Source organism: Bacteroides sp. An19 (assembly GCF_002160215.1).
GTDB classification, from domain to species: Bacteria; Bacteroidota; Bacteroidia; order Bacteroidales; family Bacteroidaceae; genus Phocaeicola; species Phocaeicola intestinalis.
Window position 1 is genome coordinate 1 of the sequence record NZ_NFKD01000014.1, and the last position, 16,392, is coordinate 16,392.

The following is a 16,392-nucleotide window of genomic DNA, read 5'->3' on the forward strand; positions in this document are numbered from 1 at the left end:
TATTAAAAACATGGAGGAATAACTATGCCTTATATAGACGATGAACTGCTGGAAAAGATGATCAATACGATGGCGGAAGGATTTGCGCGTATCGAAAAGAAGCTGGAACGCATGAACCGGCAACGGGACTGCCTGGACGGAGACCAGTTTTTGGACAATGTGGACCTGGCGGAACTGCTTGGCGTGTCGCAACGGACATTGGCACGTTACCGGGAAAAAGGGAAAATACCTTATTACTGTGTGGATGACAACGGGCGGACACTCTACCTTGCTTCGGAAGTACGGGATTTCATCAAGAGCCGACGGAAATCTTTGGATTCGGGAAGGACTGAAAACAAGCTGAATACGACTTGCAAAGTAAAGAATATCAATCAATAAAAGAAACTGTATGGAGAAGCTGTTTTGAATTCCTATGAAAAGTTTTCATGACTTGATGCATCCGTTTCCGTATGTGTTTTGGGCAATGAATTCAAAAACAGTTCCCTACAGATGTAAATCTTTTCTTCGATAAACTACAAAACGCCCTTTAAAAACAACCATAAGATAATAGGGGACAAAAACAAAACACCTATTAATATTTTTTAAACCAATTTTCCATCCTAAAATTTATAAAGATATTCTTTTTACTTTTTGTCAAGTAGAAAACCGGGAATTTGTAATTGAAATGGTGGAGAAAGATATTTCAAAATAAAATTGCAAAAGTAAAAATCTTATAGATTGAAACTTAGAAATAAAAAATCTCCTGTTTTTTAGCTCCATAATGGAAATAAACAAGGGCTAAAGCAGGAGATTTTTATGTTATAACTTATAGATTATAAGTAAACCTATCTCAATTTTTCATTTTGAACCTCATAAATTTAATGGTAGTATTCTACGTGAATATTGATACCTTTCTTGTGTTGGCAAATTTACAAAGTTAAGACTTGTTGAATGTTAGTTCTGAATAACGAATCATCATTATACGGGAATCCCTGTGTTGTAAAAATAACTGGGGGGATATTTGCAATATTGCCAATATAATTGAGGAAGATATGCAAATGGACGTCATAAGCATACACAGTCTTTCCGACTAATTGAGGGAGAATATCAGAATCAAACGATGGTGTCATTCTGATAGTAAGGTCTGTTTTAGGTCTACCTCCATCATAAATCGTTTGCACGTCAGAATAACTGGTATTCCATACAAGGTCTTCGTTATCAGTTTGAACATTGGAATAGAGATTCTGTATCGCTGCAAGAATACAAGTATCAATTGTATCTGGGGTATTCTTGTTGTATGTTCTTGTAAAAGGACGAGTATATACTATTGTTCCTCCACAATCACATAAATGATGTTTGAACCTAAATCTAATTACTCTTGCCACTTTCCAATCTGGAATAGGAAGCATTACTAATTGAACATTTGGTGTTGGCATAAACATTTTTATATTAAAAAATTAATGATATTAGAACTTACAATATGATTGTTGAAAATCAAGCCTTTCAGCCCTTATAAATAATCCACATGCCATTTATCCTCGTCTATGAATTTCATTTTTTTATTATCTATCAAGTACTTATCCTCCTTTTTAATAATTGTATACTGTAGGTATTTGTTATCATTTTGTGTTATTACAGTAAATCTATTCTTTCTAGTTTCTTGTGTGTCAATTACCTTTTCCTCTTTAGGATCATAAATATAACTTCCTTCAACTCCCCATGATAGAGCATTTGGACGGCTCATTTTTCGTTCCTTATCTGTACAATATTTACTAATTATAGAAGCTGCCTTTTGCTTCATCATGCGAGTAGCTTCGTCCCATGCCAACTGAGTATTTTTCTCTAACTCGTTACAATACTTCTCCCATTCATTCATTTCTGAGATAAAATTTTGAACGAGTTCTTCAATCATTTTTTTTGTAGTATTATCCATATCTTAATTGAGTATTAATGAAAATTATTAAACTTCATTGTTTTTGTTTGTCCATTTGGAGTAGTATATGAGTATATTATATTAGTAGGTCTTGTTCCTCCATTCTGATATTTCAATTGAATTGAGACATCAACACTACCATATGTTTTAACAGCATTTGCAATTTCTGCTTCAAAAAGCCTAAATTGACCTCTATTTATATGTGGATCTTGAGGAAAAACATGATCAATACCACCAGATCCCCCTAAACGCTTTCCAATAATATGACCTGCATCATCTGTATCAAATCCTAATCCACGAGCTTGTGCTATAGATTTAGCATTTGTTTTTGTGCCAGTACCTAAATCACTACTGGTTATTGTTGCTTTTGCTGTCAATATTTCGTTTTGTAAACCACGGGTATAAGTAGGTATAACAATCCATCCTAGGATATCAAATATAAAATTAGGATTATCCACATATCCATAAAAGGTTGGATTATTTCCTGCCAATCTAATAGGGTCTTGTGAAATATATCCTCCTAAATTAGGTAAATAATATCTGAACCTATTATAGTACAGTCCTGTTTCCTCATCCGCATATTGTCCCTGAAATCTGAACGGGCAATCGAACTCCGTTCCCTTGTCAACGGCAATCACTTTACCGTATATATCCAGTGTGCAATCCCAAGTCTTGTTTCCCTGCCCGTCATACATCTGGATAGGCGTACCCAAATAGTCGGACACGATGGAATACTGCTTGCCACCCTGGATCTTTGCCGCAGGTACAAACGTGCCCGCCTCGAACACCCAGGTGGTAACATCTTCCACCGGCTCTTTTGGAGGGGTGTTTTTCTCTTCGTCCGATTGCAAGCCGATGGCTTTATAGCTCCATTCGTGTAAAGGCACGTTTCCGTCCCACACCCAGCGTGTGACTTTGCCGAAATACCGCTTGGCGGTACGGCGTCCCAACGCGTCGTAGCGGAATTCCACGGGCCTGCCGTCCGGACGTATCACTTTCTTCAACATACCGTTGGACGCCCACTCGTAGAGCCATCCCATGCCCGTAGCCAGGCAGCGGATGCCGCGTTCCTTTTCCATGCGCTTGCGGTCATGGGGCACGGCGTTGTCCTGTAACTCCTTGAACTCGCGGAAAACGAGGTTTCCCTCGTCGTCGTAGTGGTAGAAGGATGACGGGTCTTCCAGCAGCCGTCCTCCCGCACCGTACTTGCGGTCTTTCTTCTCCTGCGTTTCAAATAAGTTGCCCACGAAGTCCGGCACGCGGTAAATCACGTCCGTTTCGGAACCGTCTGTCGTTTCCTGGCGGATGAGGAAGTCGAAACGGTCGTAATCGTAGCGCATGAGCGTCCCGGTCAGCTCGTTCTCCTTGGCGAGCAACCGATTGGCGACGCCCCACTCGTAACGGTACGCCCCGCGCTCGATGCCGCCCGACCGCACGGACTTGCGCACCTCGCGCCCGAAACGGTCGCGTTCCGTCCTGACGGTCACACCGCCGGAGAAGGTGCGCTGCACCTCCAGCCCGGTGTTGTCACGCACCCAGGACGCCTGCCAGCCCTCGCCCGCCTGCATGGTCTGCAAATAACCCTCCCGGTCGTATGTATGGCGGATGTCCGCGCCCAGACTGCTGGTGATGCGGGTGCAGTTTCCCTCGCTGTCATACGTGCGGCTGACGGTATATTCTCCCTGTTTTTCCCCGGTGACCAGTCCCGTCTTCCTGTCACGGGTGAACTCCAGCAGGTTCTCCGCGTTTTGTGCCTTGACGAGCAGCCCGTCCTTGTCATAGGTGTAAAGGGACACCTCGCCGTCATACTGCTCCTCCTTCAGGATGTGGTCCAGCCCGTCGTACAGGTATCCGGTCCATTTGCCGCCGGGACGGTTCACACGGGTGACACGTCCCGCCCCGTCACGCTCGTACTCGCGGCGCAGGCCGTCGAAGCCTGTCTCCGTAATGACCTGGCCCAGCCCGTCCAGCCCGAAGAAATAGTTGTCGCCCGCCTCGTTCCCGATGCGGCGGAGCTGCAGCTCGCTGTTGTAGCCGAAAGTGATGCGGTGACGGTCCTGCTCGCGGCTTTTCAGCACGCCCAAAGCTCCATAAGTAAATTTGACTTCACGGATGTTGTCGGCAGCATGGACCAGGTTGCCCATGGCGTCGTACTCGAAACGGTGCACGTTGCCGTCCGGCTCCTCAAGGCGGATGAGGTTGTCGGCACGGTCGTAGGCATAGCGGGTGGCGTTGCCTTTCACATCGACCGCCTGCACGAGCCTGCCCCTGCCGTCGTATTCCCAACGGCGGAACAGCCCGTTGGGGAACTGTAGCAGTTCGAGGTCGTACCTGTCGTTGAAGGTGAGCGTGTAAACCCGTCCCTGTCCGTCGGTGATGGTGCGCAGGACTCCGCCGTCGTAGGTGTATTCCACCGTTTCCCCGCTGAGCGTGGTGCGGCTGACGACACGGTCCAGCTCGTCATAGTCCCATGACAGCTCCCTGCCTTCCGGTGTGCGGAGCGAGGTCAGGTTGCGGTTCTTGTCGTAACTGAGGAACGTGTCCTCGCCGTTCTCGTCCGTGATGCGGACGGGCTGCCCGGACTCGTTGTAGGCCGTCTTGCGGGTATATCCTTCGGGATTGACCGTGACCTCCAGCTCCTGATAGCCGTTGTACTGCCGGCGGGTAATCCCGCCGTTGGCATCCACGATCTTGTAAATGAGTTTGTCTTCGCCGTAGTAGTATTCGGTCCCGGCATCCTCGCCGTTGCGGATGCGGGTGCATCCCTTGGCGTAGCGGATGGAGTATTCCATCACGCCGCCGTCGCCCCACGTATGCACGCACCGGGCATTTTCGCCCCTGCCCTCATATTCCCAATGGAAGGACATGCCTCCCTGGTTGGTGAGCTGCACGAGCAGGTGTCCGTCGGCATAGACGAAATGCTTGCTGACATCCAGCGCGTCGGTGGTCTCCACCATGTCGCCCCGTCCGTCGTACCGGTAGCGGACCAGTTTGACCTCCTCGTTGTCCTGCCGGACGGACACGCAGCATACACGGCCCAGCCCGTCGGTTTCCACTTTCAGGCGTTCGCCGCGGGAGGATATGATGCCCGACAGGCGTCCGGCGGAGGCGTACTCGAAACGGATGCGGAATCCGTCTTTGGTGGAAATGTCCGACACCATGCGGTATCCGAAACGGTTTTCCGGCCCGCCGAAACGGTATTGGAGCCCCCGGATGTCGGTGAGCAGGTAGCCCTGCTCGTCGAGCGTCCAGAGAAGCTGTTCCTTGCGGTCGAAATGGGAACCGCCCGGTTCCAGCACGGGCAGGAAGGACTCACGCCCGTCGGAGTGGCGGAAAAGGAACGCATCTTCCTCCAGACGGCGTATGCCCAGGTTGTAGCTGTGGTGCCAGTTGTAGCCCAGAGGACCGTCCACGGCGGCGTCGCTGTAATAGGTGCGCTCCCAGACGATGGGGATGGGACCGGGAAGCTCGAAGTCCACATTGGTATGATACACCCTGCCTGTGGCGGCATCCACCGGCTCACCGAACGTCTTGCACTTGATGGGCTGGAGAATGTCCGCCAGCCTGTTCTTTCCTTTCTGTCTCAGCCAGTCGATCAGGTCCTGGAACTTGTCGCCCAGCTTTTTCCATAACTTACCCAGTCCCTTGAGGCCGAATTTCATGGCCAGGGCGAACATGTCGATGGTGGGCGGGCCTCCGACAAGCACCTGCTTGCCCACCGAGGTGATGGTGGACAGCATGGAGGTGGGGGACATCAGCGCCTTGCTGACCTTCTTGGGCTTGCCCTTGCGGGGGACGGTCGGTATTCCCACTATGTTGCAGGACAGTGCCGGATGCGTCAGGGTGGAGCAGGGAGCACCGTCCGCCAGTACCGTCGAGCTGCCCATCCACATCTCGGACTCGGACATGCCGCTGACCAGCGGCGCGGAATGCAGGACGTATGCCGGCAGATGCACGATGCCGATGCCCGCCTGGGCGATCCACTGGCCGTGGACCTTCACGGACGGGGCCATGCCTTTGAGTATGCTGCCCGCCACGCCTGCCACGCCGCCCGATGACGGGGGGATGGCAACTGCCAGGCTTGCCATGAGGTCGGCCATGAGGTCGTACACCTTGCCCACGTGGGGCACGGGCATGACGGGGGAAGGCGGCGTGACCGTGGGGTGCATGTCGATGCCTACGGACAGGTCGCCGAACTTGGCCACAGGCATGCCCGGCATGGAAGGAAGCGCTCCCGCCAGGCCCGACTGCAGCTTGTCCAAGGCGGACTTAGAGGCCGTAAAAAGGTCCGAAAAGCCCCGTCTGACGCTGTTGCTATCAACGGCGTCAGCTATATTTTTGAATACATCTGACATAGTGAGAATTTTTTAGAACATAAAGAGGGAGTAGCCGAAAGGTCCTGTCGAACCCTTCAGTTACTCCGGAAAAGGCTTATTTATGCATCCTGCGCATAATCGCTGTTCCATTCATTTTCATCATCCCCCTTTGTTCCCTCCAGCTTGATGACAAAGCTCTTTGCCGGAAAATAGGGAGTCAGGTGAATGTCGAGGAAGATACGGTCCTTCTGCTTCGGGTCTCTCTCAAAGCGCAGGATCTTGAACTTTTCAATCAGGCGTCCGGGACCTTGTATGCTGTCCAAGAAATTACTAATTTGACCGCGTAAATCCCTCTCAGCCTTGCTGTTCCAATTTTCGAAAGCACGGCGGTTAAGAAAATCCATCAATACTTTTGTCACCCAATCGAACACACGTACCACCGAATAGGTCTGCAAGCCCAGGTTGTCACCGTTGAACAGGGTCTTGGCCGAGAAAGCCATGACTTTGCCGTATTCCTTTACCATCGGTATCAGACCGATTTTTTCTATTTCGGAAATTTCGCTTTTCTTCAAGCTAAAAGCCACACTGTCCACCTCGCTCATGGAGCCGTACTTCTTTCCGGCAGTGACCTGTGCCATCACCGTCTTATAGACACTGCCTGCCAGTGCAGCCGAAGGCGGAATCAGCAAGTCCTCCGTTTCTCCCAGTTCGGCATAGCGTCCACGTCCTACCAGGTAGTTGCAGGTCATGCAAACGTTGGACTTGTACACATCGCCACCCGTCAGGTTGGAATCAAAGAACATCTCGATCACATCGTCGGGTTTTTCAAGGTCAGCAAAATCGGTGAAAATCATGACCTTGTTGTCATGCGCTATTTTTGCCCATTTCTCCACCACCTTGTTGGAACCTAGGTATCCGGGGATTACCAGCAGGGAATAGTTGGTGCGCAGGTCCAAACGGTCATAGTTGGCACGAAGCTCGTCGGCAATGGCGTCGATGAAGAAAGAGTTGTCCAAATCGGTAAGCTGCGCCATGGACGCATTGACGATGGATACGTTCTTAATCTTGTCAGAATCCGTATTCTTGTAGAAAAGCATGACTGTGCGATAGGATTTTTCCAGCTGTTTCACTTCTTCTACCGCCTTCAGCTGATTTTGAGAAAGCAGGTCAGAAACGGCAGCAGACTTTTTCTGGCACAAATCCACCATTTCGCTGATGGACTTGCCGTCTTTCAGCATATCTATCCACATCTCAATCCTTTTTTCCAGTTCCTTACGCTCGTTAGCCCGTTCCCGGTCAGTAAGGAATATATTCCGGCGTGCCTTACGTTCCGGATTCAAATTCTGTATGCCGTCCACCGAAGATTCCAAGACATTGAAACCTCCGAACTTTGCCAAAGCCTGTAACTCCGCATTCAAGTTTTTGGTTTGTACCGCAGCCTGCTGTTGCTGTACTACGGTTTCCTTCTGTGTGTTCTGTTCACTCATGGTTCTCATTCATTTACAGGGTTAGACTTCTCGTTTCCTTTTAATTCGTCCAACATGATAGACAGTGTATTGACGAACGCCTTGCGTGTGGCCGGGTTTTCCAAGACCCGTTGCAGCACCTTGTTAGACCGTAATGATTTCTCCATCCTGTCAGCGAACTGCTTTTCAGCATTCAATCCCGACAGGAAAGGACTCTGTTCCGTCATTTTCTTCACGGAGAAGTCTCCCACATTGTGGAAACGAAAGTTTTCTTCTACAGGAGCACCTTCCGCATCAGCGAACTCGATATCGATTTCCGGCTGGAAATGTTCAAAGACTTCGTCAATGTTAGTCAGGCCGGTGACCACTTCGGGAGCTACCGGTTCGTCCTTTGTCAATTGCTCAACCAATAATGTCCGGTTCTGTGGAATTTCCGCAATACCTTCGGAGGCATCCATTTTCACTTCATTTCCGCCTATTCCGTAATTTCCTAAATCCATACTTAATCTGTTTTATAATTAAAAAATATGTTAGTAAATCTCATTCAACCGAAAATCTTACTTTTTCTTCTGGCCTTTGCCTGCTGCATGGCCGGGTTCTCCACCAGTTGTTTCCAATCCTCTCCCAACCATTCCTGAAGCTGGCGTTCCAGAATCTCCATATCAATCGGCGCACGTACCTGCCTGCCAATGTGGAGCGCCAGATATGCCGCATAAGTAAACGTGGAGTTCCGTCTGATTTCTTCGGAAAGATAACTCCCGGCTGCCAGAGCGAGCAGAAAATACTCGAAAGCCTGATTCAGCTGTCCTTCCTCATAGCATAAAAAACCACACATACGATAGCCTTCCATGACATAGTAGGGGTCTTTTTGTCCGGTAGCTTTCTCCGCCAGTCCTTTATACAGCGCAATTGCTTCCTCTCGTTTTTTCTCTGCCGTCAGAACAGCCGCTTTCATGGAAGTTGCCATTTTCCAGTAGCTATATCCAGTCGCTTCGCCATTATCCATCGCCTTTTCCGCTTCCCTGATCGTGTCGTCGCTGTACTTTATGCTATGTTTGTATTCCCGAATCGCATAACACGCTTCAGCGGCGATGAACAGGGCGGACGTCAATATATTCGTATCCTTCAACTCCCTGGCAATATCCAGCAGTTTCCGGATTTCCTTGTTCAACAGTTTCCAATCCTGCTTTTGTGTGCAATCCATGACGGCGCTCACCTGCTGTTTGAACCGGTTTTCGGGTGCAATCAGGTCATTGCCTGTATCAGCCCGTGCCATCCGGTTATGCAGGGCCGCCGCCATATCAAACTTGGGACGGATATGAATTACAGCCGAAGATTCATCCAGATTGACACTTCTGTTTTTCTTCATGTCAATGGTCGTTAATCGGATTCCCTGCGGAATCCCTTCTTCCAATGCCTTCTTGAACCATTCGGTCCTGGAAAAGTCCCTTTCCTGTCCCGGAGGAAAATAGATGCAGAAACAGGCATTCTCCAACCCGGATATGCATGCCTTGAAGCGCAGCATCTCTTTCCACAGATTGGCTGTCGTATGTTCGACAGACGTGTCCGGAACATATTCTTCTTTCAACAACCCATCGTGCCGCAAGGCCTTGATGATGTCGTATTTTTCCTCCACTTCCTCTGAAAACCAGCCGGCATATTCCTGCCACAAGCGTTCGGTGTATTCATCCCCGCTTCCCTCACACGGTGTGTCAAACCGGAAGAAAATATCTTCGAACTGTCCTACGGGCGAACGCTCGATTTCCAGGAACCTGTCAACCAGATCCACATCGTTTTGTCCGACAATCCATATAGCCAGTTTCCAGTCCTTCTTATCAACAATATCCGCCCAATAATCGACAGCCTTGTAGTATTCCTGTACAACAGACGCAGATGCTCCCATATCCTGATGGTTTTATGAATTTAACTTTATGACTCCTCCTGTTACCGCTACATCGGCTGTTCCTTCGATTGCCAGGTTCGTGCCTTTGACCGTGCCTTTTTGAGTGCTCAAGTCATATTCTTTGGAAGCCTCCTGCTTGATATTGGTTCCGCTGCTGCCGATTATCTTCTTTTCACCGCTGAGTATCATGTTCTCACCGCCCGACAACAGTGTAATGCTTTTCCTCCCTTCAATGGAAATCGTATCAGACTGCAAGCCGATAGACTTGCCATCCATGATAATAACCGACTCTTCTTCGTTGGTGATGGTAACGGTCTTCTTTGCCATTATACTAATCGTATCTTTTCCGTCCAGCAGAACAAGCTGTTTCCCAGTCTGATCCATGATAGTGATGCTTCCCGTCTCATCATCAAAAAGGATGGTGTTCCCACTTCGGGTAATGATACTTTTCAGTTTGTTGTCCTTGTCTCCGCCTTTTCCCGAATCCTTGTGAAACATGGCTCCGGTCACATAAGGACGGTCCGGATTGCCGTGCTCATAACCGACCATCACCTGGTCCCCGACTTCCGGGACGAATACCCATCCCCGATTTTTGGATACCGCATTGCTTGTTCCCGCATTAGGAGTCTGTACCCTGATCCAGTTGGTTGTTTTTCCTTTTTTCTGCCAATCAAAGACAACCTTCACGCGTCCCTGTCCTTTTTCGTCATCATTCTTCTCCACCGTTGCCAACTCAGGCAATGCCAACGGCATTTTCACATTGGGCACAGGGATGTGTGTCATTTGGTCCGGGATGCCGACAAAACTATTCACATAATGCCCGTCCCGATGCACTTCGTGGGTGATTTCGGTGATACGGAATTTGCCTAAAGGCGACAATTTCATCCTATCCGGGAAAGCCACGTCGATAACCTCTCCGATCCTGATCAGACATGTCTTGCCAATGCCTTTTATGTTCAAGAGGCCGGCACCGGATGAATTCTTTACAATTTTCATCTGTTCGTCCAATCCCGCCTTGTCGGTGACATGCGGATTGGCCGCAGAAGTGGTGCGGGCACTGTAAGCCTTTTCCGAACAACCATGAGCTATGGACTGGAGGTCGTTCATCCCTTCCGGTTTTGCGGGCGTATCTGCATTATGTATTTTGTTCTCCTGCGCTACATAATCGTATCTGGCAGATTTCCCGGGTACCAGATTGGCTACCAAGCGTACTTCTTCCAAATCCACATCATACAAGATCTTCGTAGGGTCGTCCTCCTTGTCCGGCTTGCCAAAATAAGTTTTGGCGCCATCGTAATAAAACCATTCCCCATACAAGGCTGAAAGGCGGTTCATAAAATCAAAGACACTTTCGTTGTATTGTGCCATGTAAGGAATAGGCAAATTATATTCAGGATTAGAGACCAGATTGACTTTTCCGTACTCCTGTGTCACTTCCTTTATAATGGCGGATAAGGTCTGGTCCGTCCATGAATCGAGTGTTTTATTATTTTCATACAGTATAGTAGGGCTTGCTCCATGAATAGCCACTCCGCCAGTTTCGCCCACACTTCCAATCATTTCCACCTGGTTGATAATTCCCTCAAAATCATAACCTTTTCCAGTCTGCTTGTGGACAAATGAAATGTTGACGGTCTCCCCAATGTAATTGATGAATTTCTCCGGAGTCTGTTGAAAAGTGTTGTTAGGCGACAGATAGTTTACAATTATAGTAAACGTATGATGCCGGTTGAAACCTTGATGAAGACGTAAAGAAACGAATTTTTGTTCTTCCCCCTTCACTGTGACTTTTGTGGCTACCAAATTCAGAAAACTTGCTCCCATACTTATACCTATATAAATTTCATTTAATAATCCGACTGGTCGGTATGTTTTTGAGTGCCGAAATAACCGGAATTGGTATATTCCGGCACTCTAAGAATTTGACTAGAAACAACCGTTAGTTGTTTTCCGGCCAGTCTTGTACAAATGTAGCATCAGCCATCTTCACCGTTTGAGCAGAGATGGAGAATTTGATCGTCATCGGATAAGAGTTTGCTACATTCAGTGCCTCCTCATACTTCACTATATACCCGTTCTCAAATACCAGTTCCTTCATTTTGGCATCCTCGTCTGCTTTCTTGAAGACGATGTTTCCGTTTACAGGCTGGTACTGCTTGAACATTTTGTCCAGTACAATCGTATCCGGAGTTGATTCAACCTCGACATTGATTGTACCACCATAGATGTCAGATGCCGGACGACCCTTAGGATCTACATCACGGTTGAACTTGACATCCCATCTCAACACATCAAACTCTTTCGAGTCCGAGAACTTAAATGACGCTTTAAATGCCATATTCTCAAAGTTTTAAGTTAATAAAAAGGTTAATTCTGAAATTTATAGCCATCCATGACCGGTTGCCCTATCATTTTTGACTTCTGATTTCGGTGCCCAATATATGGCATTTTGCGGAAATAACAAAGCGTTTTTGGAAAAAAATTCGATTTTTCCCGAAAAAATGCCCTCTGGCATGAAAAAAACAGCTCTAAAAATAGCTGATTTTCGTTTTTTGCCTTATATTTGCAGTGTTCTCCTGCGCAATTTTAAATCTTATTGATTATGGATACAGGAGTTGGTTTCATTAATCTTGATGATTCTGTAAAAATTGCGCTTAACATAGCACAGGCAGTGGCCCGTGAAAATGCGAACGAATATTACACGCCGTCGCATTTGTTAAAGGCCTTACTTCATAAAGAAGTAGGGTTAAGGGATTTTGTATTAAGTATAGGCAAGGATTTGGGATATTTGGAAGAATGGGCAGATGTCCATATCGAGCAATGCCCGAAATCTACCCAGTTGTCTGAAATCAAGCCGTCGGAAAAGATTGACAGCCTATTCCGTACTGCCGATGACGTACGTATAGAACTCGGACTGTTTGACATTAATCCTATATGTGTATTGGCTGCTCTGACAAAGCCGGGAGTCGCCTATTCAAGTGACCAGCTCAAATCCTTTCCCATCCTGGAAAAGGATATCTGTTCCATATATTATAATAATGAGCCATCGGGCAATTCTCCTGTTCCCATGACGGAAAGTTCTGTCCCGGTATCCAACCCATCTTCCTTTTTAACCAAATACTGCATGGATCTTACTGCCGTTGCAACGAACAGTCTGCATCCTGTAATCAACCGTGACCGCGAGAACCGCATGATCATGGAGATTTTAGGCAGCCGAACCAAATCCAATGTGCTGATTGTCGGCGATGCCGGAGTCGGGAAGACGGCTCTGGTTTACGGACTGGCGTGGGATATTGTGAACCATAAAGTACCCTCCTTCCTGGAAGGAGCCCGTATCTTTGAACTGGATAACGCCTCACTCATAGCCGGAGCGACGTACAAAGGAGAAATAGAAGACCGCCTGAAAAATATCCTGAAAGAACTTCGCGGCATAGACAACGCCATTCTGTTTGTTGATGAAATCCATGTATTGCTGGATAGCCGTCAAGGAAATTCGGGTGCCGGAAATGTGCTGAAACCAGAGTTGTCGCACGGCAACCTGACCGTGATAGGTGCCACCACCATTGACGAATACCGTAAGATCATCGAGCCGGACCATGCCTTTAACCGTCGTTTTGAGGTAATACAAATCAATGAGCCGGACATGAAGTCCGCCATTCAGATGCTGCATTCCGTACAGAAACAGTATGTGGACTACCACCAGGTGAAAATCAGCGAAGACGCAATAGCCGAATGTGTGCGCCTTGCCAAACGGTATGTGAAAGACCGCCGTTTGCCGGATTCAGCCATCGGACTGCTGGATATGACACTCTCTGCCATTAAGATGGTGAATGAAACGGGGAAAAACGATGCGGAAACCCTGCTTGGCCAATTGGACGAAATTGAGCAGGCGGAAAAGGATCCTGTAGAGAAGGAAGAGGAACTGAGGGACCTGATATTTCTGATGCACAATAAGTTAAGTCCAATCCTGTTAGGGGTTATACCTGACGAGGCGGATGTACAAGAATTGCAGAAGTATGAAGAATTAGCAACTTACCTGAGAAATGCGTTGAATGCCATTCTCCAGTTTACTGAAAAGAAAATAGAGGAAGTCGGAGTCTATGAAGTAGCCGCTGTCGTTGCCAGCAAGACAGGTATCCCTATCGGTAAAATACAGTCCCAGGAAAAGGAACGACTGCTCAATATGGAGGAGTATTTGCGACGCAGGGTCGTCGGACAGGACCGGGCGCTGAAGACATTGACGGATGCCATTCTGGAATCCCGCAGCGGCATGAACAAGCCGGGACAACCCATCGGCTCCTTCTTCCTGCTGGGACCCACCGGAACCGGAAAGACCGAACTGGCCAAGGCCCTGGCGGAAACACTGTTCAATGACGAGAAATCCATGATCCGCTTTGACATGTCGGAATTCAAGGAAGAACATTCGGCCGCCCTGCTATATGGCGCGCCTCCGGGATACGTGGGCTATGAGGAAGGCGGCATGCTGGTCAACAAGATACGCCAGCAACCATACGCCGTGGTGCTATTTGACGAGATAGAGAAAGCGCACCCTTCCGTATATGACATTTTCCTGCAAATCATGGATGAAGGAAAACTGCATGACCGGCTGGGAAAGGAAGGGGATTTTTCGAACTCCATCATCCTGTTCACCTCCAATGTGGGAAGCGAGTGGTTGACAAGACAACTGGAATCGGGCAATGTGCCGACCACCAACCAGATAATGGAGGTGATGGGGCAGTATTTCCGTCCGGAATTCCTTGCCCGCCTGTCGGAAATCGTACCGTTCTCCCCTATCAGCGAAGATATCCTATTGAAAATATTCGATATACAATTCAACGGGGTCAAGAAACTGCTGGACAAACAGGGTATCAGCATCATCATCAGTGATGATGCCCGAAAGATGCTTGCCCATAAGGGTTTTACTCCCAAATACGGCGCACGCCAAGTGGCCGGCGTAATCCGTAACTATCTGCGCAGACCCATATCGCGCCTCATCATCAAAGAGGAACTGTGCCAGGGAAAGACACTGGAGGTCGGCCTGGATGAACGAAACGAATTAACCTTGAATATTCACTCCTAAATTTTGTATGCACTATGTTTGGATATACAGTATTCTTAAAAATCGGCAATCTGGCAGCCACCTCGCTGACAGATATGTATAAGGACAGTTACCAACTGATAGGTTGTGAATTCGGATTCGCCCAAGGGATAGATGTCAAGGGACAAGTGCAGACGGAAGTCAAGGGCGGAACCTTTTATGTGACCTATCCCCACCTGCCCAACCGGGACATGATCCAGTGGATGCTGGATGCGCGCAAATATCAGAGCGGCGCCATCGTCGTGCACGACAACCAAGGCTCCGCGCTTGAGAAGATACTCTTTGAGAAAGCGACCTGCGTGGATATGGAAATCAGCTATATCCGGCAGGGTAAGGGCTATATTGCGACCAAACTGACCGTACAGGCACAGAAACTGATGTTCGGTACAGAGGAATTTGAAAACCAGTGGGTACTCTAAAAAAGATAATGCTATGGGACTCTTTAATTTTCCACAAGTGGATAGCGATGTGAATGTCATATTCAGCATTGACGGCGACGAATATGCGGTAGAACAGTTCAAGATAGGTTTCCACCAGCCTGTTGACGGGAACAAGAACCAACCGGAAGGAGAAGTGCGCGGAGGGCGAATCATGATTGTCCTTTCGCAAACGGTGAAAAACAATATCTACGGATGGGCCATCAAGCCGTGGGTGAAAAAGAACGGAGCGGTGCTGTTCAAGACCGGTACGTCCGGGGTGATATTTGAGGTGGCGTTTACGAATGCGTACTGTATAAGATTACATAGAAGTATAGAAGCTATAGGAGGGGGATTAACAACAACTTTAATTCTATCTTCAGAAAAAATTATGCTTAATGGTATTGAATTTGATAACTTTTGGGTAAAATAATAGAAGCTATGATAGAATTAGATGATTATATATTTTTAAAGATGATAGGTTATCCATATTCAGGGAAAGTAAAGGGTGATTATATTGTTGTTCAGGAGAAAAGTTATTTTGAGAATTATTCTAATGATTCAATAGTTTATGAGCCTTATCTTCAATCATCTTCTCGTATCATTACTAATAATGATAACAATAACACAGAAGATGATGATACAGATAGCTTATTGTATCAAATAAAAGAGTATTCAAATAGTTTATATAAATATATATGCGATAAATACCAAATAGTATCTGATCATTTTGTGAACTTTTCTAGTGAATGTAAGTCGGAAATTATAGAATGGTATTCATTAGTAAGAGTTGCTGGAAGTATGACTAAAGATTGGTTTTTGGGAGAAGGATATGAAACTAGGCGATTTTCTAATGATAAAGTAGCTCTTTGTATGAAAAATAGTAAATCTGTAGATAGAATACGAAAAGATTTTTATACAAAAGCTAAAAGAGTTGGGTATATAAAGGGATTAACATATACATCAGGACGAGGTACTTTTGGATTAACAGGGCTTTTTAATGCAGGATTAGACCCTATAGAACAATTTGTTGGTTCTTGTAGAATTGATATTACTTGTAGTGATGGTAAAAATTTGCATTTTGTAGTGTGGAATAAGACTAGTTTTAATTCATTCTTGTATCATATTGGTTCTGGTATTAATATAATATTAGAAAAAGTGAACTTACCTCAAATGCCAGAGTGGGAATGGAATAGAGAGACTTTTAAATATATGAGTAATATGGAGCAATTTTATGAATGGGATGAACCAATTGATTTTCAGCTTTATAAATAATGTAAA

At 46.9% G+C, this 16,392-nt stretch carries 13 protein-coding genes; 5 read left to right on the forward strand and 8 right to left on the reverse strand.

The window, feature by feature from the left end; translation table 11 throughout:
* Positions 1-24 precede the first annotated feature (24 nt).
* Positions 25-378, forward strand: a complete 354-nt coding sequence (locus B5F25_RS07680; protein ID WP_087248707.1) for a helix-turn-helix domain-containing protein — start codon at positions 25-27, stop codon at positions 376-378.
* Between the two features lie 530 nt (positions 379-908).
* On the opposite strand, the gene B5F25_RS07685 is transcribed toward B5F25_RS07680, so the two are convergent.
* The 8 genes from B5F25_RS07685 to tssD (B5F25_RS07720) form a co-directional block, all read right to left on the reverse strand.
* On the reverse strand, positions 909-1,415 hold the full coding sequence (locus tag B5F25_RS07685) for a hypothetical protein (RefSeq protein WP_140406887.1): 507 nt from the start codon (positions 1,413-1,415) through the stop codon (positions 909-911).
* A 74-nt stretch (positions 1,416-1,489) separates the two neighbouring features.
* A complete protein-coding gene (locus tag B5F25_RS07690; RefSeq protein ID WP_087248711.1) occupies positions 1,490-1,912 on the reverse strand; it encodes an NTF2 fold immunity protein in 423 nt (140 codons plus the stop codon).
* Between the two features lie 14 nt (positions 1,913-1,926).
* The gene (locus B5F25_RS07695; protein WP_087248713.1) at positions 1,927-6,267 is read right to left on the reverse strand and encodes a DUF6531 domain-containing protein; all 4,341 of its coding nucleotides are present in this window, start codon (positions 6,265-6,267) and stop codon (positions 1,927-1,929) included.
* A gap of 80 nt (positions 6,268-6,347) precedes the next feature.
* Positions 6,348-7,724 carry a DUF5458 family protein gene (locus B5F25_RS07700; RefSeq protein ID WP_206423538.1) on the reverse strand — a complete coding sequence of 459 codons (1,377 nt, stop codon included), beginning with the start codon at positions 7,722-7,724 and terminating at the stop codon, positions 6,348-6,350.
* Positions 7,721-8,194 (reverse strand): hypothetical protein, encoded by a 474-nt coding sequence (locus B5F25_RS07705; RefSeq protein ID WP_087248715.1) that lies wholly within the window; start codon positions 8,192-8,194, stop codon positions 7,721-7,723. The genes B5F25_RS07700 and B5F25_RS07705 overlap by 4 nt, the downstream gene beginning before the upstream one ends.
* Before the next feature lie 44 nt (positions 8,195-8,238).
* Positions 8,239-9,597, reverse strand: coding sequence for a hypothetical protein (locus B5F25_RS07710; protein WP_087248717.1), 1,359 nt, complete (start codon positions 9,595-9,597; stop codon positions 8,239-8,241).
* 12 nt (positions 9,598-9,609) lie between these two features.
* Positions 9,610-11,421 (reverse strand): phage baseplate assembly protein V, encoded by a 1,812-nt coding sequence (locus tag B5F25_RS07715; RefSeq protein ID WP_087248719.1) that lies wholly within the window; start codon positions 11,419-11,421, stop codon positions 9,610-9,612.
* 115 nt (positions 11,422-11,536) lie between these two features.
* Entirely contained in the window at positions 11,537-11,935 is a 399-nt protein-coding gene (gene tssD, locus B5F25_RS07720) for a type VI secretion system tube protein TssD (RefSeq protein ID WP_013617107.1), read from the reverse strand.
* Between the two features lie 264 nt (positions 11,936-12,199).
* On the opposite strand from tssD (B5F25_RS07720), the gene B5F25_RS07725 reads away from it, so the two are divergent.
* The 4 genes from B5F25_RS07725 to B5F25_RS07740 are packed head-to-tail and all read left to right on the forward strand — an operon-like array spanning position 12,200 to position 16,386.
* Positions 12,200-14,677 carry an ATP-dependent Clp protease ATP-binding subunit gene (locus tag B5F25_RS07725; protein ID WP_087248721.1) on the forward strand — a complete coding sequence of 826 codons (2,478 nt, stop codon included), beginning with the start codon at positions 12,200-12,202 and terminating at the stop codon, positions 14,675-14,677.
* A 14-nt stretch (positions 14,678-14,691) separates the two neighbouring features.
* On the forward strand, positions 14,692-15,114 hold the full coding sequence (tssD, locus tag B5F25_RS07730) for a type VI secretion system tube protein TssD (RefSeq protein WP_013617109.1): 423 nt from the start codon (positions 14,692-14,694) through the stop codon (positions 15,112-15,114).
* 13 nt (positions 15,115-15,127) lie between these two features.
* Positions 15,128-15,544, forward strand: coding sequence for a type VI secretion system tube protein TssD (gene tssD / locus B5F25_RS07735; RefSeq protein WP_087248723.1), 417 nt, complete (start codon positions 15,128-15,130; stop codon positions 15,542-15,544).
* 8 nt (positions 15,545-15,552) lie between these two features.
* Positions 15,553-16,386 carry a hypothetical protein gene (locus B5F25_RS07740; protein WP_140406888.1) on the forward strand — a complete coding sequence of 278 codons (834 nt, stop codon included), beginning with the start codon at positions 15,553-15,555 and terminating at the stop codon, positions 16,384-16,386.
* Positions 16,387-16,392 lie beyond the last annotated feature (6 nt).